At 64.1% G+C, this 18,176-nt stretch carries 17 protein-coding genes; 6 read left to right on the top strand and 11 right to left on the bottom strand.

Features of this window, described 5'->3' with window-relative positions; all coding sequences use genetic code 11:
• The 5 genes from JYU29_RS14615 to JYU29_RS14595 all read right to left on the bottom strand — a co-directional run bounded on the left by JYU29_RS14615 (nt 1) and on the right by JYU29_RS14595 (nt 5,642).
• Nucleotides 1-1,044 (bottom strand): LacI family DNA-binding transcriptional regulator, encoded by a 1,044-nt coding sequence (locus JYU29_RS14615; RefSeq protein WP_213985526.1) that lies wholly within the window; start codon nt 1,042-1,044, stop codon nt 1-3.
• A gap of 4 nt (nt 1,045-1,048) precedes the next feature.
• Nucleotides 1,049-2,026 (bottom strand): ABC transporter permease, encoded by a 978-nt coding sequence (locus tag JYU29_RS14610; protein WP_213985611.1) that lies wholly within the window; start codon nt 2,024-2,026, stop codon nt 1,049-1,051.
• Between the two features lie 5 nt (nt 2,027-2,031).
• The gene (locus JYU29_RS14605) at nt 2,032-3,024 is read right to left on the bottom strand and encodes an ABC transporter permease (RefSeq protein ID WP_213985525.1); all 993 of its coding nucleotides are present in this window, start codon (nt 3,022-3,024) and stop codon (nt 2,032-2,034) included.
• Complete coding sequence (locus JYU29_RS14600; RefSeq protein WP_213985524.1) at nt 3,021-4,520, bottom strand: sugar ABC transporter ATP-binding protein; 1,500 nt, start codon at nt 4,518-4,520, stop codon at nt 3,021-3,023. The genes JYU29_RS14605 and JYU29_RS14600 overlap by 4 nt, the downstream gene beginning before the upstream one ends.
• A gap of 96 nt (nt 4,521-4,616) precedes the next feature.
• Nucleotides 4,617-5,642 (bottom strand): ABC transporter substrate-binding protein, encoded by a 1,026-nt coding sequence (locus tag JYU29_RS14595; protein WP_213985523.1) that lies wholly within the window; start codon nt 5,640-5,642, stop codon nt 4,617-4,619.
• 136 nt (nt 5,643-5,778) lie between these two features.
• Here JYU29_RS14595 and xth point away from each other — a divergent pair, with 136 nt between their 5' ends.
• Nucleotides 5,779-6,552 carry an exodeoxyribonuclease III gene (gene xth, locus JYU29_RS14590; RefSeq protein WP_213985522.1) on the top strand — a complete coding sequence of 258 codons (774 nt, stop codon included), beginning with the start codon at nt 5,779-5,781 and terminating at the stop codon, nt 6,550-6,552.
• A gap of 6 nt (nt 6,553-6,558) precedes the next feature.
• On the opposite strand, the gene JYU29_RS14585 is transcribed toward xth, so the two are convergent.
• The 6 genes from JYU29_RS14585 to JYU29_RS14560 form a co-directional block, all read right to left on the bottom strand.
• On the bottom strand, nt 6,559-6,897 hold the full coding sequence (locus tag JYU29_RS14585; protein ID WP_213985521.1) for a formate dehydrogenase subunit delta: 339 nt from the start codon (nt 6,895-6,897) through the stop codon (nt 6,559-6,561).
• Between the two features lie 3 nt (nt 6,898-6,900).
• Nucleotides 6,901-7,725 carry a formate dehydrogenase accessory sulfurtransferase FdhD gene (gene fdhD, locus JYU29_RS14580; protein ID WP_213985520.1) on the bottom strand — a complete coding sequence of 275 codons (825 nt, stop codon included), beginning with the start codon at nt 7,723-7,725 and terminating at the stop codon, nt 6,901-6,903.
• A 13-nt stretch (nt 7,726-7,738) separates the two neighbouring features.
• Nucleotides 7,739-10,618 (bottom strand): formate dehydrogenase subunit alpha, encoded by a 2,880-nt coding sequence (gene fdhF / locus JYU29_RS14575; RefSeq protein ID WP_213985519.1) that lies wholly within the window; start codon nt 10,616-10,618, stop codon nt 7,739-7,741.
• Nucleotides 10,619-10,633: 15 nt separating this feature from the next.
• A complete protein-coding gene (locus tag JYU29_RS14570) occupies nt 10,634-12,190 on the bottom strand; it encodes a formate dehydrogenase beta subunit (protein WP_213985518.1) in 1,557 nt (518 codons plus the stop codon).
• Nucleotides 12,187-12,660, bottom strand: coding sequence for a formate dehydrogenase subunit gamma (locus JYU29_RS14565; protein WP_213985610.1), 474 nt, complete (start codon nt 12,658-12,660; stop codon nt 12,187-12,189). Before JYU29_RS14565 ends, JYU29_RS14570 begins: the two co-directional genes overlap by 4 nt.
• Before the next feature lie 98 nt (nt 12,661-12,758).
• Nucleotides 12,759-13,652, bottom strand: coding sequence for a LysR family transcriptional regulator (locus JYU29_RS14560; protein WP_213985517.1), 894 nt, complete (start codon nt 13,650-13,652; stop codon nt 12,759-12,761).
• A 136-nt stretch (nt 13,653-13,788) separates the two neighbouring features.
• Between JYU29_RS14560 and JYU29_RS14555 the strand changes: the two genes are divergently transcribed.
• From JYU29_RS14555 to JYU29_RS14535, 5 genes are all read left to right on the top strand, one after another.
• Nucleotides 13,789-14,364, top strand: a complete 576-nt coding sequence (locus JYU29_RS14555) for an NADPH-dependent FMN reductase (RefSeq protein WP_213985516.1) — start codon at nt 13,789-13,791, stop codon at nt 14,362-14,364.
• A gap of 96 nt (nt 14,365-14,460) precedes the next feature.
• Nucleotides 14,461-15,627 carry an Mrp/NBP35 family ATP-binding protein gene (locus tag JYU29_RS14550; protein ID WP_213985515.1) on the top strand — a complete coding sequence of 389 codons (1,167 nt, stop codon included), beginning with the start codon at nt 14,461-14,463 and terminating at the stop codon, nt 15,625-15,627.
• A 129-nt stretch (nt 15,628-15,756) separates the two neighbouring features.
• Nucleotides 15,757-16,707, top strand: a complete 951-nt coding sequence (exbB, locus tag JYU29_RS14545) for a tonB-system energizer ExbB (RefSeq protein ID WP_347879905.1) — start codon at nt 15,757-15,759, stop codon at nt 16,705-16,707.
• A 12-nt stretch (nt 16,708-16,719) separates the two neighbouring features.
• Nucleotides 16,720-17,178, top strand: coding sequence for a TonB system transport protein ExbD (exbD, locus tag JYU29_RS14540; protein WP_213985513.1), 459 nt, complete (start codon nt 16,720-16,722; stop codon nt 17,176-17,178).
• Nucleotides 17,175-18,140 (top strand): energy transducer TonB family protein, encoded by a 966-nt coding sequence (locus tag JYU29_RS14535; RefSeq protein ID WP_213985512.1) that lies wholly within the window; start codon nt 17,175-17,177, stop codon nt 18,138-18,140. The genes exbD and JYU29_RS14535 overlap by 4 nt, the downstream gene beginning before the upstream one ends.
• Nucleotides 18,141-18,176: the final 36 nt, after the last annotated feature.

The raw sequence follows: 18,176 nt of genomic DNA, 5'->3' as shown, positions 1-18,176 counted from the left end.
TCAGGCACTCCTTCTTTGGTTCAGTATTTGCGGTGCGGCGGTGGAGCCGCGCACTGCCAAGGTGGTCGGCAGGATGATCGGCTGATCGGGTGCGCCGCGTCCGTCCAGAATGTCGAGCAGCACGGTCATGGCGGCGCGGCCGACATCGGCGCGCGGCTGGCTGATCGTGGTCAAAGGCGGCTGGAAGGCTTCCGACAGATAGATGTCGTCGAAGCCCATCACCGAAAGATCGCCGGGAACGGCGAGGCCACGTTCGTGGGCGGCGGCGATGACGCCAAAGGCCATTTCATCGTTGGCCGCAAAGATCGCGGTGGGCGGTTGGGGCAGATCCATCAGCGCACAACACAGGCGCTTGCCCGATACGAGCCGGTAATCGCCGCGCTGCTCGTAACCTTCCGGGATCGGCAGTCCTGCTCGTTCCATGGCATCGCGATAGCCTCGAAGGCGCAGTTCGGACATCTGCTCGGGCAGCGGGCCGGAAATATGAGCGATGCGCGTATGGCCGAGGCCGATCAGGTGCTGCACGGCATCGCTTGCGGCGGCGCGGTTGTCGATCTGGATATGCGGCAGGCCGGTTCCGTCGATCATCTCGAGCGCAACCACTACCGGCAGGTTGTCCGGCAAACCTTCCTTGTAGCGCCCGGCCTGGGGCATCTGGCCGGTGATCAAGACCATGCCATCGGCCTGACCATCGCGCAGCATGTCGAAAAAGCCGGTTTCGCGCTCCGGATCGTTTTCGGTGTTGCCCATGAGAACGGCATAGCCAGCCTCACGCGCAGCGGCTTCCACGCCTTTGAGAACGTCGAGATAAAAGGGATTGCCGACATCGCGCACCACCATCAGCACCGCCTTGGAGCGGCGGGTGCGCAGGTTGCGGGCGCTGACATTGGGGCGGTAGTTCATGGCAGCCGCTGCTTCGCGGATGCGGGACAAAGTGGGTTCGGCGACGAGACCGCTATCCGACAAGGCGCGCGACACGGTGGCTGGAGACACGCCGAGCTTGTCGGCGATGTCGGTGATCTTGACGCGTCCGGTGGGCGCCATCAGCTCAGGCCCGCAAGGCCTTGCCCCGGCCATAAAACAGCATGAGCAGGAGAAGCGTGGCGCCGAACACCATCTGGCGGCCGGATTCGTCGATGTTGATCGTGGTGAGGATGCTTTGCAGCACGGTGAGCAGGATCGCGCCCGCCATCGTGCCGGTGTAACCGCCCTTGCCGCCCGATAGCGGCGTTCCACCGAACACCACGGCGATGATCGACGGCAGCATATATTGCTCGCCCACATTGGCGAAGGACGAGCCGGAATAGCCGAGCAGGCAGATGCCGGCGACCGCCGCAAACATGCCGGACAGAACGAACAGGAGAATACGGGTGGTTTTCACCGGCATGCCGGCCATGAAGGCCGCCTGTTCGTTGGAGCCGATCGCATAGATGCGGTAGCCGATCATGGTGCGGCCAAGCAGAAAGGCCATGCAAATGCCAATCACGATCCATAGCCAGATGATGCCGGGCAGACCGAGCAGAAAGGGCTGCGTCACGAATTGCGACAGGCCGGGCGCGGCACGGCCGGACGGGATGCCGTTGCGGATCACCACGAGAAGACCCTGCAACACGCCGAGCATGCCGAGCGTCATCACCAAAGGCGGGATGCGCAGAAGCGTGACGCCGATGCCGTTGATCAGGCCGACAAGGGCACCGGCGGCAAGACAGCCGACGATCGCCAGAACGATGCCCGAGTTCTCGCCCGCCATCAGGTTGCCGGCAATGATGGCGGCAAGCGACACGACGCCGCCGACGGACAGGTCGATGCCTTCGCGCCCGCCGAGGATCACAAGGTTCTGGCCGGCCGCGACGATGCCCATGAGGGCCGCGACGATGAGGAGGCGCAGGATCTGCTGGCCCGAGGCAAAGCCCGGCGAAAGATATTCGCCTAGAAACAGAAGGAAGACGATCAGCGCGACTGCCACGACGAGCGGCGTTTTGACGATGTCGATCACGGAGAAACGGCTGCGGGGCGTTTGATCCATCGTGCTCATCGGCTGGCCCTCCGTCCCACCAGAATGCCGGCCATCAGCGCAAGCAGGATCGCCACGCCCTGAACGAGGTTCTGCCATTCGGACGGGGTGCCGACAAAGAACACGAGCGACCCGATCAGGCCGATGATCAGCGCGCCAATCACCGAACCCGTAACCGTGCCGAAGCCACCGGCGAGTGCGGTGCCGCCGAGAACAACGGCCGCCACCGAGTTCAGCGTCATCTTGCCGCCAACCAGGGGATCGCCGCTGGCGGTGTCGCCGGTGATGCAGAAAGCTGCGAGTGCGGCGAACAATCCGCACAGCGCATAGCCCTGCAAGCGGATGCGGGTGACGGGCAGACCGCTCTGGAAGGCGGCCTGCTGATCGTCGCCCACGCTCAAAAGGCGCAGGGCCAGCTTGGTGCGGGCGAGAACCAGAAGCAGCACGGCCAGCACGATCACGGCATAGAGCACAAAGGGAATATCGAGGATGCGCCCGCCATAGGTGCGCCAGAAAGCGGTGGGCGCGGGCGTGCCGGCAACCGGCATGACATAAAGCGCAAGGCCGGTGAAGAAGATCGAGGTGGCGAAGGTCGCGACGATCGCCTGCAACCGCAGGGTCGCCACGACGATGCCGTTGACGATGCCGCAAGCGAGCCCGACGAGGAGACCGATGCCGAGGCCGGCCAGAACCGCACCGGTGCCGCCGCCCAGCGCATCCATGGCCGTGATGATGGCGACGTTGACCAGCGACACGATTGCGCCTGCCGACAGGTCGATGTCGCCGGCGTAAACGACATAGGTCTGGGCGATCGCCAGCAGCATCAGCGCGAGATAGGTCTTGATCAGGCCGGTGAGGCCGATGAAGGACACGCTGCGCGGCTGGTAAAGCCCGTTCAGAACAAGCAGCACGACCAGGATGATCAGGGCCGGAAGAAAGGGAAAACGCTCGACGGCGCGCTTCAGCGCATTGCCGCGCGCGGGCTGAGCCGCAACGAGATCGGTTGTCATGCTGCCTCGTAAGCGGCTTGATAAAGGTTGAAGGGGGTGCGGTCCGCGCCGGTGAGTTCGCGCGTGACCGAACCGCCGTTGAACACGAGAATGCGGTCGGCATTGCCGAGCAGTTCGGCATCCTCGGAGGAATAAAGCACGATCGCCATGCCCTCAGCCGCCAGCTTGCGGATGAGCTGGAACAGGTCGGTCTTGGCCTGGAGGTCGATGCCCTTGGTGGGGTCATCGAGCAGAAGCACGTCGGGGCGGTCGATCAGCCAGCGCGCGATCACGATCTTCTGCTGGTTGCCGCCCGAAAGCGAGCCGATCGGATGCGAGAAGCCGGCGAATTTGGTGCGGAGCGCTTCGAGCGCGGGCTTCGCTTTTTCGCGCAGGGAGGATGGTGTGGCGAGCGACAGGCGCTGCTTCAGTGCATGAACCGGCGTGACGTTTTCGAGGATCGGACGGCCGGCAATGACGCCGTCGCGGCGGCGGTCACCGGAGATATAGGCGAGGCCGCGATTGATCGTGGCGCGCGGGCTGGAGGAGGCGAGCGCTTTGTCGTTGAGGAGAACCGTGCCTGATGTCGGCGGGGTCGCGCCGAACAGGGCGCGCAACACGGCCGACTGTCCCTGCCCGTGCAAACCGCCGAGGCCAAGGATCTCGCCGGCAGCGACGTTAAAGGAAACATTGCCGAAGCCGTCGCCGGACAGCGCGTCAACCGCCAGAACCGTCTTGGCCGTGGCAGCCACTGCGGTTGGCTGGTGCGGCTCGGCTGCTGTCAGCGTTTCATCGCCGCCGACCATCAGGCGGATCACCTCGGCGGCATCGGTCTCGGCGATGCGCTTGGTGGCCACCGTTTCGCCGTCGCGGATCACGGTGACGCGGTCGCCCAGCGCAAAGATCTCGTCCATGCGATGCGAAATGAAGACGATGGAGCGACCGTCGTCTTTCAGCTCGCGCAGGATTTCAAAGAAGCGGTCGACCTGCGCGCGATCGAGCGCCGAGGTCGGTTCGTCGAAGATCAGGATCGGCGCTTCCGAAGACAGCGCCTTCATGATCTCGACCAGCTGGCGCTGGTCGGGCCGCAGCGTTTCCACGATCGCCCCGGCATGGAAGTTATCGCCGGTCACGTTCTTGAACAGGTCGATATAGCGCTGCGCCTTGGTGTTCAACGCCTTGCGGTCCACGAACACACCGCCCGGCAGGTCCGACAGGAGGATGTTTTCGGCCACCGTGCGATGCGGCGCGAGGCTGAGTTCCTGGTAGAAAATGCCGATGCCGATCTTGCGCGCGGCGTTTGGTCCGGACACCACCATCGGGTGGCCTTCAAACAGGAGCTCGCCGTTATCGGGCCGCACGCTGCCGGCCACGATCTTGCACAAGGTGGACTTGCCGGACCCGTTCGAGCCGATCAGCACATGCACTTCGCCGGCCTCGACCTCGAGGTCGCCACGGCGCAGGGCCTTTGTGGCTCCATAGGTCTTGCTGACAGCTTTGGCGGCGAGTCTGGCCAAGGAAACGGTCCTTCAGGGCGCCGAAAAACACGGCGTGCGCGGAGAGCCGGCTCGCGCATGAACGCGAGCCGGGAGTTCAGGTGGCTGAGGCAGCGGTTACTTGAACAGCGCTTCCGCGTCGGCGATCGAAAGCTGGTCGGTATAGGAATAATAGCCCGGCTTGCCTTCAAGCTGCTTGGCGGCTTCGGCCAGGTTGGACGAGTCGATGAACGGGATGTCGAGATACATCGCGTTCTCGTACTGACCCGCCGTTGCCGGCTCCTTCAGTTCCTTGCCCTGCAGCATCAGAACCGCGACGTTGAGCGCCGAGGCCATCACGCCGGGAGGGTTCACGGTCGCGCCCGAGTTCAGCTTGTCTTTCGTCCACAGGTCGATGAAGTCCTTGCGGATCTCGCCGGTGGCAGCGATCTGGTCGGTCTTGCCGGCGTCCATGATCGACTTCCAGGCGCCCGCCGCCATGCCGTCCTGCACGAGAACGCCGTTGATGTCGGGATAGGTGGCGAGCAGGTTCTGCATGGCCTGCTGGCCCTGCGCCTGATCCCAGTTGGCGTTCACTTCGTTGACGAGCTTGATGTCGGGATGCTTGGCGAGCACTTCCTTGTAACCGGCAACGCGCAGCTCGTTGGCCGGGTGACCCGCGACGCCGTTGATGGCGACGATGTTGCCCTTGCCGTCGAGCGTCTTGGCCAGCCATTCGGCGCCGGCAGCGCCATAGGCCTTCTGGTCGATGCCGACATAAAGCGCGTCGGGCGACGAGACTTCGGCGTCGGTGGCGATCACCAGAATGCCGGCTTCCTTGGCCTGCGCGAAGACCGGATCAAAGGCCGTCGGGCTGTTCGGGTTGATGATGATGGCGTCCACGCCTTCCGAAATGAAATTGCGGACATGCGCGATCTGGCCGGGCACATCGACATTGGCGCTTTGCACGACAACCTCGACATTGACGCCCTTGTCTTTCCAGGCGGCGGCTGCGGCCTGCGCTTCCTCGATCATCTGAGTGCGCCATTCCGAACCGACCCAGCCGTTGGACAGTCCGATCTTGTAGTCTTCCGCCTGCGCCGCGAAAGCGGTGAGCGCGAGAGCGGCAACGGCGCCAAGGGCGCGCGCAAAGGTCTTCTTCATTCTGTTCCTCCCAGGAGAATGCATCCGATAAAGCCACGTTAAAGGCGAATGAAATCGATTTCAATCGGCCTTTTCATAGCAAGATCGTGAAGTTGAACCTCAAGCCGGGAATGTCGTTGACTGTGCGGAGTTCATCATGCGCCTAGCTACCTTCAACATCAACAACATCAACAAGCGGCTGGAAAACCTGCTGCAGTGGCTCGGAGAGACGCAGCCGGATGTCGTTTGCCTGCAGGAGCTGAAGGCCGAGCAGACGGCGTTTCCGCTCCAGGCCATCGAGGCGGCGGGCTACGGCGCGGTGTGGAAGGGGCAGCGGACGTGGAACGGCGTGGCGATCCTGGCGCGAAACGCCGAGCCGGTGATGACGCGCGACCAGCTGCCAGGCGACAAGGACGATGCGCAAAGCCGCTATATCGAAGCGGCGGTGCGCGGCGTGCTGGTGGCGTCGATCTATGCGCCGAATGGCAATCCGCAGCCGGGACCGAAATTCGACTACAAGCTTCAATGGCTGGAACGGTTGCATCGCCATGCCACCGCCTTGCGCAAATCCGGTGCGCCAGTGGTGCTGGCGGGCGATTACAATGTGGCGCCGACGGCCATCGACATTTATCCCACCCGCTCCTGGGACGATGATGCGCTGATCCAGCCGGAAAGTCGCGCTGCGTGGCGCAAGCTCGTCGGGCGCAGCTGGACGGATGCGTTACGGGCGCACTATCCCGACCAGCGGATCTATACGTTCTGGAGCTATCTCAGGAACCGCTACGAGCGCGATTCCGGCTTGCGGCTCGATCATTTCCTGCTGACGGCAGACCTTGCCGGACAGCTCACCGATGCGGGCGTAGATCGCGAGGTGCGTGGACGGCCTGAGGCCAGCGATCATGCGCCGGTGTGGATCGAGCTCGATCGTTAGCCGGATTCAGGTTTGCGGATGTTCAGGAAAGTCGGTCTCGGACTTGGCTTCGCCCGCCGCCGTGCCGCGGCCTTCCGGTGCGCCTGCGGTGGCATCGCGCCCTGTGCCGGCACATGTGTCGGGATCGGCACCGGGGCGGCGGATATGAGGAGCGGCTTCGAGCACCAGCGGCTTCAAGCCCTCGCCGCCCGCATCCAGCATCGCAAACAGCTTGGTGCGCATACGCGGTTCCCAGAACTTGTTGATGTGGATCGCCACACCTTGCGGCCCATCCTCCTTCGGCTGGCTTTCAAAGAAGGTGGCGATCTGGTTGGCCATGTAAACCAGCTTCTGATCGACATTCATGGTTCAGGCTCGCACCGGTTCGGCAGCGTTCTCGGCGACGCGCTCGGGATGGGTGAAGACGTCATATTCATCGCCGCGCACCAGCGCGATCAGCGTCAGGCCAGCCTCTTCTGCCGTGCGAATGGCAAGCGCGGTCGGGGCCGACACGGCGATGATGAAGGGCGCGCCGATAGCCGCGGTTTTCTGCACCATCTCAACGGACACGCGACTGGTGACGATCACGGCGCCCGAACTACCCGCAACGCCTTGTGCGGCGAGTGCGCCGGCGAGCTTGTCCAGCGCATTGTGGCGGCCGACATCTTCGCGCGCGGCGCGGATGCCGTTGGCCTGCTGAAAGAACCCTGCGGCATGAACCGCTCCGGTCTTTTTATGCAGCGCCTGATGGTCGGACAGCGCGCGCACGGCGTCGGTGATCGCGAGCGGCGACAGCTGAAGGGTGCCGTGGGTGTGCGGCACGCTGCGCATGGCTTCGTCGATGGATTCGATACCGCACAATCCGCAGCCGACCGGGCCGGCCAAACGGCGGCGGCGGGCCTGAAAGCGGGTGTTGGCTTGATCCTTCAAGCGGATCTGGATGTCGATGCCGGCACCGGCATCCTCGACCTCGATCGTGTCGATTTCATCGACGCTGGCGATGATGCCTTCCGTCAGGCTGAAACCAAGCGCGAAGTCATGGAGATCGGCGGGAGAGCCCATCATCACGGCATGGGTGGTGCCGGCATAAGACAGTGCGATCGGCACTTCTTCGGGCACGAAGCGATCGGCTTGGGCACTGCCATCGCGGCGCTGCGCATAACGGGAAACGCTGGTGATCGGGGGACGCGTCATGCCTGCTCTGTTTTTACTCCGCCGCTTCGAGATGACCGGCGATGCGGCGGCTCTGACGGGCCTGTTCGTCATATTCGACCTGCCAGTCCGACGGACCGTTGGAGGGCGAGATCTGCACCGCCGTCACCTTGTATTCCGGGCAGTTGGTGGCCCAGTCCGAATAATCGGTGGTGATGACGTTGGCCTGCGTCGTGGGGTGGTGGAAGGTAGTGTAGACCACACCCGGCGCGACGCGGTCGGTGATGGTGGCGCGCAGCGTCGTGTCGCCCGAACGGCTCGACAGTTTGACCCAGTCGTTTTCATGAATGCCGCGCTGTTCGGCATCGTGCGGATGGATTTCGAGCTTGTCTTCGGGATGCCAGACGACGTTGTCCGTGCGCCGCGTTTGCGCGCCGACATTGTATTGGCTCAAGATTCGGCCGGTGGTGAGAAGCAGCGGGAAGCGTGGACCGGTGCGCTCGTCGGTCGCGACATATTCGGTGCGGATGAACTTGCCCCGCCCCCGCACGAAGCCATCCACATGCATGATCGGCGAACCAACGGGGAAGTGCTCGTTGCAGGGCCACTGCACCGAGCCGACCTGATCGAGATAGGGATAGTTGACGCCGGCAAAGGACGGCGTCGTGGCGGCGATCTCGTCCATGATCTGCGAGGGGTGGGTGTAGTCCCAGTCGAGGCCCAGCGCGCGTGCGAGGTTCTGCGTGACTTCCCAGTCGGCGAACCCGTTCTTCGGCGTCATGACCTTGCGCACGCGGTTGATGCGGCGCTCGGCATTGGTGAAAGTGCCGTCCTTTTCCAGAAAGGTCGAGCCCGGCAGAAAGACATGGGCGTAGTTGGCGGTTTCGTTGAGGAAGAGATCCTGCACCACCACGCATTCCATGGCGGCCAGTCCCGCCGCGACATGCTTGGTATCGGGATCGGATTGCAGGATGTCCTCGCCCTGGATGTAGAGGCCCTTGAAGGAGCCTTCCACGGCGGCATCCAGCATGTTGGGGATGCGCAAACCGGGCTCGGACGAGATCGTCACGCCCCACATCTTTTCAAACACGTCACGTGCGGCTTCATCCGACACATGGCGATAGCCCGGCAGTTCGTGCGGGAAGGAGCCCATATCACAGGAGCCCTGCACGTTGTTTTGGCCACGCAGCGGGTTCACACCGACGCCGGGGCGACCGATGTTGCCGGTGACCATGGCGAGGTTGGCGATCGCCATCACCGTGGTGGAACCCTGGCTGTGTTCGGTGACGCCAAGACCGTAATAGATCGCGCCATTGCCGCCGGTAGCAAACAGCCGCGCGGCGCGGCGCAGGTCGTCTGCCGGCACGCCTGTAGAGGTTTCGGTGGATTCCGGGCTGTGGCGGATATCGGACACGAACTCGGCCCAGTCCTCGAACTCCGACCAGTCACAGCGTTCGCGGATGAACTGCTCGTCTGCGAGACCTTCGGTGACGATGACATGCGCCAGTGCGGTCATCACCGCGACATTGGTGCCGGGCTTGAGCGCGAGGTGGTGCGCTGCTTTCACATGCGGCGTCTTCACGAGGTCGATGCGGCGCGGATCGATCACGATCAGCTGCGCACCCTGACGCAGCCGCTTCTTCAGCCGCGAGCCGAACACGGGATGGCCATCGGTCGGGTTGGCGCCGATCACGACGATAACGTCGCTGTGTTCAACGGAATCGAAGTTCTGCGTGCCGGCGGACGTGCCGAAAGCCTGGCCGAGGCCGTAGCCGGTGGGCGAATGACAGACGCGGGCGCAGGTATCGACATTGTTGTTGCCGAAGCCGGCGCGGATCAGCTTCTGGACGAGGAAGGTTTCCTCGTTGGTGCAGCGCGACGAGGTGATGCCGCCGACGGACGCGCGGCCATACTGATATTGCAGGCGGCGGAACTCGGATGCGGTGTGGGCGAGCGCCTCTTCCCACGACACTTCGCGCCACGGATCGGTGATCTTGTCGCGGATCATCGGGTTGAGGATGCGGTCCTTATGGGTGGAATAGCCGTAGGCGAAGCGGCCCTTGACGCAGGAATGACCGCGATTGGCCTGGCCGTCTTTCCACGGCACCATGCGCACCAGTTCTTCGCCGCGCATTTCGGCCTTGAAGGAGCAGCCGACGCCGCAATAAGCGCATGTCGTGACTTCGGAATGTTCGGGCTGGCCGATGGCGATCACCGACTTTTCCGTCAGCGTCGCGGTGGGGCAGGCCTGCACGCAGGCGCCGCAGGACACGCATTCGGAATCCGCGAACAGTTCGTGGGCGCTGGGTGACACACGTGAATCGAAGCCCCGGCCCTCGATGGTCAGCGCAAAGGTGCCCTGCACTTCCTGACAGGCGCGCACGCAGCGCGAGCACACGATGCATTTCGAGGGGTCATAGGTGAAATAGGGGTTGGACTCGTCCTTCGGCATCCACTTGGCGTTGATGCCGGCGTCCTTTTTGGCGCGCACATGGTTGTCGCCGTCATAGCCGTAGCGCACGTCGCGCAGGCCGACCGCGCCCGCCATGTCCTGCAGCTCGCAATCGCCGTTGGCAGCACAGGTCAGGCAGTCGAGCGGATGGTCGGAGATATAAAGCTCCATCACACCGCGCCGGATGTCCTTCAAGCGCCCGGTCTGGGTGTGAACCACCATGCCATCAGTTGCCGGCGTGGTGCAGGAAGCCGGCGTGCCATTGCGGCCTTCGATCTCCACCAGGCAAAGGCGGCAGGAGCCGAACGCATCCACCATGTCGGTGGCGCAGAGCTTCGGCACCTGAATGCCGGCCTCGGTGGAAGCGCGCATGATCGAGGTGCCTTCCGGCACGGTGATTTCGCGGCCGTCGATGGTCAGCGTGATCGTCTTGTCGGAAAGGGCGGCGGGGGTGCCGAAGTCGATTTCGTGGATCAGGCCCATAATCGTTCCTCCTCCTCACTCGGCCGCGACCGGCAGCACCTGCGGCCGGAAATCATCGGGAAAATGCGTCAGCGCGCTCATCACGGGATAGGGCGTGAAGCCGCCCAGCGCGCAAAGCGATCCGAACTTCATGGTGTTGCAGAGATCTGTGACCAAAGCGAGGTTGCGCTCGGGCTCGATGCCGGCGCGGACCTTGTCGAGCACCTCCACGCCGCGTGTGGATCCGATGCGGCATGGCGTGCACTTGCCGCAGCTTTCGATTGCGCAGAATTCCATGGCAAAGCGCGCCATATGGAGCATGTCGGCGGTGTCGTCGAACACCACGATGCCGGCATGGCCGATCAAGCCGCCGACCGCCGTGAAGGCTTCATAGTCGAACTGGGTGTCGAACAGCTTTTCAGGGAAATACGCGCCGAGCGGGCCGCCGACCTGAACCGCCTTGATCGGCCGGCCCGTGGCCGTGCCGCCGCCGATGTCGTTGACGATTTCGCCCAAGGTCAAACCGAAGGCTGCCTCGAACAATCCGCCATAACGCACATTGCCGGCGATCTGGATGGGGATCGTGCCGCGCGAACGGCCCATGCCGAAGTCGCGGTAATAGGCGCCACCCTTGTCCAAGATGATCGGCACTGAAGCGAGCGAGATCAGGTTGTTGATCACGGTCGGCTTCCCGAACAGGCCCTCGATCGCCGGCAGCGGCGGCTTGGCGCGCACCACGCCGCGCTTGCCTTCCAGGCTGTTCAGCAGAGCGGTTTCCTCGCCGCAGACATAGGCACCGGCGCCGACGCGGACTTCCATGTCGAACAGGTTGGGCGAGCCGAGCACGTTCCAGCCGAGCAGACCGGCGTGCCGCGCGATCCCGATGGCTTCTTCCATCACCTTGATCGCTTCGGGATATTCCGAGCGGATATACACATAACCATGGGTCGCGCCAGTCGCGATGCCGGCGATGATCATGCCTTCGATCAGAACGAAGGGATCGCCTTCCATGATCATGCGATCGGCAAAGGTGCCTGAATCGCCTTCGTCGGCGTTGCAGACGATGTATTTCTGCGTGGCTTTGGCATCATGCACCGTTTGCCACTTGATGCCGGTCGGGAAGCCTGCGCCGCCGCGCCCGCGCAAACCGGATTCGGTGACCTGCTTGACGATTTCGAGCGGCGGCATGGCGAGCGCGTTGCGCAAACCGGCGAGGCCGCCATGGGCTTCGTAGTCCTCGAGCGACAGGGGATCGATGATGCCGCAGCGGGCAAAGGTCAGCCGCTGCTGACGCTTCAGGAACGGGATCTGTTCGGGATCACCAAGGGAAAGCGGATGATCGCCGCCTTCGAGCAATCCGGCAGCAAACAGGGATGCGACATCGGCGGGGGTGACGGGACCATAAGCGATCCGCCCGCCGGCGGTCTCGACTTCAACCATCGGCTCGAGCCAGGCCATGCCGCGCGAACCGTTGCGCACGACGAGCGCATCGAGACCGCGCGCGGCGATCTCGTTTTGGATAACGGCGGCGATCTTGTCGGCGCCAAGGGCGAGCGCAAAGGAATCACGTGGCACATAGATGCGCTGGCTCATGACCGGATCTCCTTGACGATCTCGGCAAGCTTGGTTTCGTCGAAGCGGGCGATGAGCTGGTTGTCGAGCATGGCGGCGGGCGCGCAGGCGCACAGGCCGAGGCAGAAGGTGGGTTCCAGCGTGAAGGCATTGTCGGTCGTGGTTTCGTGAAAGCCGATGCCGAGCAAGGCCATCGCACGCTCGGCCAGAGCCTGGCCGCCCAGCGCCTGACAGGCTTCGGCGCGGCAGATCTTGAGGACGTGCCGGCCGGCCGGATGCTTGCGGTAATCGTGGTAGAAGGTGACGACGCCATGAACATCGGCGCGCGACAGGTTGAGCGCATCGGCAATCACCGGCACGCTTTCGTCGGGCACATAGCCGAACTCGTCCTGGATGCCATGCAGGATCGGCAGCAGCGCGCCGTCCTTTTCCTTCAGCGCGTCCACCACGTCGGTTATGCGCTGCATCACTTCGGTACCTGCCGCCTGCATCATGTGCAGCGCCCTCCCAGTGTCCTCTTCCCAGCGAAGAAACAGATCAGCCGGCTTTATTCAATAAGCCGCTGCCGTTACGCGATAGAACAAATCTATCACGAACCGGCCGTTTCCGCAGCCAGAAGCCGCGCTTCCTGAAGCAGGGCGGCGACCAGCGGCGTGTGCGGCTCGCGCTTTGGCACCACGAGGCCGATGCGGTGGCTGACATCGGGCTCGGTGATCGGAATGGCGCGCAGCGTCGCCGACAGGCCGAGCAGGGCCAGATCGAACGGCATGATCGACGCCCATTTGCCGGTCAGCACATGCGACAGAAGGGCGATAGTGGAGTTGGATTCCATCGTGGCGGATGGTTGAACGCCGGCTGCCAGGAGATGCTTGTTGATGATGCGCCGGTTCTGCATTTCGGGCGTCATCAGGCACAGCGGCAGGGTCGCGACCTCCGCCCAGCTGACGCTGTCGCGGTCTGCAAACGGCGTTCCGAAGGCGGTGATGAGCTGGTAGCGCTCGGAATAAAGCGGCAGGATAGTGACGCGGCCGAGCGGCTCGTTGTCGACATAGGTCAGGCCGGCATCGGCTTCGAGATGATCGAGATCGGCCAGCACTTCCACCGAGGTGCGCGACAGGATGGAGAAGGTGACGTCGGGATGGCGCTCGCGAAACGGCGTCGTCAGCCGCGCCACCATCGCCAGCGCCGTGGGAATGGCGGATATGCGCAAGGTGCCGGACAGGCCACGCCGTGCCACGCGCATTTCCTCGCGCATGGTTCGCGCGTCACCGACGATGCGGCGCGCCCAATCGAGCACGCGCTGGCCTTCCGGCGTCAGGCCCTGGAAGCGCGAGCCGCGCTGCACCAGGCTGACACCGAGCTGTTCTTCCAGCTGCTTGATCGCCGCCGACAAAGTGGGCTGCGTCACGCCCGCTTCTTCCGCCGCGCGGCCGAAATGCTGGTGGCGCGCCAGCATGATGAAGAATTCGAGCTTGTCGATCATGCAGGCACCGTAGCCGAGCGCGGGTTCGCCGAAAACAGGCTCATCGCGCGATCACGACAATCCGTTCAGCCGAAGCGCTTGCCGAGCAAGCCCGAGGCGCCTACCTCAAGGTCTTTGCAGGATCAAAGGATACTCCATGACATTGAAGCTCAAGATCATCATCGGCAGCACGCGTCCCACGCGCCTTGGACCGAAGGTCGCCACCTGGTTCGAAGGGGCTGCGCGCGAACACGGCAAGTTCGAGGTCGAACTGCTCGATCTCGTTGATTTCAACCTGCCGGTGTTCGACGAGCCCAAGCATCCGCGTGCGCGCGATTACCAGCATGAGCACACCAAGAAGTGGAGCGCGGCGATCGAGCCTGCGGATGCCTTCGTGTTCGTGACGCCGGAATACAATTATTATCCGCCGTCCTCGCTGATCAACGCGCTCGATTATCTCGTGCTGGAATGGGGCCGCAAGCCGGCTGCCGTTGTGTCTTATGGCGGCATTTCCGGTGGTCTGCGCGCAACCGAAGCGCTGCGTCCGCTGCTTGCCACGCTCAACATGATGCCGATCCCGCAGGCGCTGCCGGTGCCGCTGTTTGGCACGATGATCGGCGATGACGGCGTTTTCCGCCCGACCGAGCCGATTGTGCAGGGCGTGAAGCCGATGCTGGACGAGCTGGCAATCTGGGCCGACGGCCTGCAGACCATGCGCCGCGCGCTTTCGTAGCAGGTTGGGATCGCGCCGGATTGTTTGTTCCCGGCGCGATCTGTTTTATGGCGGCGATCAACACCGTCGCTTTCCTTTTCAGCAAGGCTGCCAATCATGTCCGTTACAGAGCAACAGGTCATCGATGTGCTCCGCACCGTGAAAGGTCCGGACTTTGAAGGCGATCTTGTTTCGCTCGGTCTCGTATCCGAGATCTTCATTGCCGATGCCAAGGTGTTCTTCTCGATCACCGTTCCGGCCGCACGCGCCAAGGAACTCGAGCCGCTGCGCACCGCAGCCGAGCGCGCGGTGAAAACCATTCCAGGCGTGGCTTCCGCCGTTGTCGTGCTGACGGCCGAAAAGAAGGGGGGCGGCATGGAAAACGGGCCGCCACCGGCACGTCCCGCCGCACCGCCCCGGCCGCAACCGGCAGCGCCCGCGCGCCCCCATGCGCCATCGGGCCAGCAGCCCGGTCGCCGCGATGTGCCCGGCATTCGCTCGATCATCGCCGTTGCGTCGGGCAAGGGCGGCGTCGGCAAGTCGACCACGGCTGTCAATCTCGCGCTCGGCCTGCAGGCGCAGGGCCTCAAGGTCGGCGTGCTCGATGCCGATATCTATGGCCCCTCCATGCCGCGTCTTCTCGGCCTCACCGGCAAGCCGGAAACGGTGGATGGCCGCACGATGAAGCCGCTGGAAGGCCATGGCCTCAAGGTCATGTCGATCGGCTTCCTCGTGGAAGAAGAAACGCCGATGATCTGGCGCGGTCCCATGGTGATGTCGGCCTTGACCCAGATGCTGCGCGAAGTGGCCTGGGGCGAGCTCGACGTGCTCGTGGTGGACATGCCGCCCGGAACGGGCGATGCGCAGCTGACCATGGCGCAGCAGGTGCCGCTGGCCGGTGCCGTGATCGTTTCGACGCCGCAGGATCTGGCGCTGATCGATGCGCGCAAGGGCCTGAACATGTTCAAGAAGGTGGACGTGCCGCTGCTCGGCATCATCGAGAATATGAGCTATTTCATCGCCCCCGATACCGGCACGCGCTACGACATCTTCGGTCATGGCGGCGCACAGCGCGAGGCCAACCGTCTCGGCGTGCCTTTCCTCGGCGAAGTGCCGCTGGTGATGGCGATCCGCGAATTGTCGGATGCCGGAACGCCGATCACGGTAGCCGAACCGAACGGCCCGCAGGCCGAGGCCTATCGTGCCATTGCCGCCAAGGTGCTCGCCCAGATGGAAGCCAGCACGGCCACGCAAAGTGCCGCTCCGGCGATCGTTTTCGAGTAAGGGACTTGCCCGCAGCCAAAATATGACAATTTAGCTCAAGAAAGGGGTCGCGCTTGCCGCGATCCTGCGTTAGTGAGCCGCAGTTGTTGTGTTTTTCACCTTGGATCTCCGGGGGTTCGGTTGCGCAGATTGCTTTTCGTTTCAGCCTTGGGGCTGGTTCTGTCCGCCACGGCATCGCCTGGCTTTGCTCAGGAAACGAGCGAACCGGCCACGCCAACCGCGCCTGCGGTCCAGACGCCCGCGCCTGCCGCGCCCGCTTCTTCCGAACCGGCGGCTGCCCAGCCATCCGTGCCTGAGACCGCGCCGGTCGACCAGAACGCCGTTCCCTTCGCGCCCGCAGACGAGGCCGCGGCTCCGCAAGCAACGGAGGCATCGCGCACCATTCCGCACAATCTGTCGCCTTGGGGCATGTTCATGGCGGCCGACATCGTCGTGAAGGCGGTGATGGTTGGTCTGGCCTTTGCTTCGCTGGTGACCTGGACGGTGTGGATCGCCAAGTCGCTCGAACTTGCCGGCGCTCGTGTGCGTGCGCAGAAGGCCGTGAAGGCGATCCGCAACGCCCGCACGCTGGAAGATGCCGCTAGCGCTTTGCCCGAGGGCAAGGGCCCGGCCGCTATCTTCGTGCATGCCGCGCGTCAGGAAGTGGCGGTGTCTTCCGACGCAGGCACCGTCAACCACGGCGAAGGCCTGAAGGAGCGCGTCGCCTCGACGCTCGGACGCCTCGAAGCGCAGGCGGGACGGCGCATGTCGCGCGGCACCGGCGTGCTCGCCACGATCGGCTCCACCGCACCCTTTGTCGGTTTGTTCGGCACGGTCTGGGGCATCATGAACTCGTTTATTTCGATCAGTGAATCGCAGACCACCAATCTCGCCATCGTGGCGCCGGGCATCGCCGAAGCGCTTCTTGCCACCGCGATCGGCCTCGTGGCGGCCATTCCCGCCGTGGTGATCTACAACGTGTTTGCCCGGTCCATCACCGGCTATCGCCAGGTGCTGGCCGATGCGGCGGCGGGCGTGGAACGCCTTGTGTCGCGCGACCTCGACTTCCGCGCGCGCCCCTTTGCGGTGGCAGCAGAATAAGGGACTGAGCTCATGGCTGGCGGCATTCGCGAAAGCGGCGGCGACGACCTTCAGGAAAACCACGAAATCAACGTCACGCCCTTTATCGACGTGATGCTGGTTCTTTTGATCATCTTCATGGTGGCCGCGCCGCTTGCCACCGTGGACATCAATGTCGATCTGCCGGGTTCAACCGCAAGCGCGACGCCGCGCCCGGACGAGCCACTGTTTCTGACGCTCAAGCGCGATCTTTCGCTCGCCGTCGGCAACGATCCCGTTCAGCGCGCCAGCTTCGGTGCGACCATCGACCGGCTGACCGAGGGCAACAAGGACACGCGCGTTTATCTGCGCGCCGACCGCGCCGTGGATTACGGCCAGGTCATGGAGGTCATGAACCTTCTGCGCTCGTCCGGCTATCTGAAGGTCGCGCTGGTTGGCCTCGACGGCGCATCGTCCGCATCCGCAGCAGGAAGCGCTCCGGCCGCGCAATGAGGTCTGCCGTCGATATCACCACGGGAGCGAGCGGCTTACCGTTCAAGCGCGAACTCGTTCTGTGGAGCTCGGCGGCCCTTGTCGTGCTGGCGGTTCACGCCGGCGGCGGCTGGTATCTGGCGCGCACGCTCGACGTGCAGCAAGAGCCGGCGGCCGTCGAAGAAGCCATGATGGTCGACCTCACGCCGATGCTGGAAACCACGCCGGAAGCGGTGGAAAGCGAAACGCTGAGCGAAGAAGAGCCGACCGAAATGGCGGCGGCCGAAGAACCGGTCGAGGCGACCGCACCGGATGCGCAGGAGGTCGTTCAGCCGGAAGACCAGGCCCCCGTTGTGGAAGAAACGACGCCGGAAGAGTTGGTCGCCGAGGATGCGACGCCGGTTGAACCGGAGCCGGCCGAGCGGGAAACGGTTGAGCCTGAACCTGTCGAGCCCGATGTAGTGACGCAGGAAGCGGTCGAGGAACCGACGGTGGCCTTGCCCGACACGGATATCCCGATGCCGGTGAGCCGTCCCGAACCGCCTCGGGAACCCGTGCGCGAACGGCCCGTGCGCCGTCAGCCGGCACGCGAACCGGTTCGCGAACAGCCGCGCCGTGAAAAACCGCGCCAGCCGCAACGCCGTGCCACGCAGGAAGCCCGGCCGCAGCCGCGCAGCCAGGCATCCACGCAGCAGCGCGCGTCGTCTGCGCCAAGGGTGTCGCCGGCCCGCTGGAATTCGCAGGTTGCCCGCCTCGTGCAGCGCTCCGCCCAGCGCGCCATCCGGCGCATTCGCGGCACCGGTACGGTGTTGATCTCGTTTTCGGTCGGCAGCTCGGGCGGGGTCAGCAATGTTCGCGTCGCCCAATCTTCCGGCAATCCGGATATCGACGCGGCCGTGGTTCAAGCGATCCGCGGGATCTCGGCACCGCCGCCGCCCAATGGCAGCCAGAACGTGACGATCCCGGTTCTGAAGAACCGCTGACGCAGCGTTTGCGCAGATGATGAACGGCGCGCGCAA

It is taken from the genome of Tianweitania aestuarii, from assembly GCF_018457165.1.
Lineage (GTDB): Bacteria > Pseudomonadota > Alphaproteobacteria > Rhizobiales > Rhizobiaceae > Tianweitania > Tianweitania aestuarii.
Note: the sequence above shows the minus strand (reverse complement) of the source record. Positions and strands in the feature narration are given on the sequence as shown.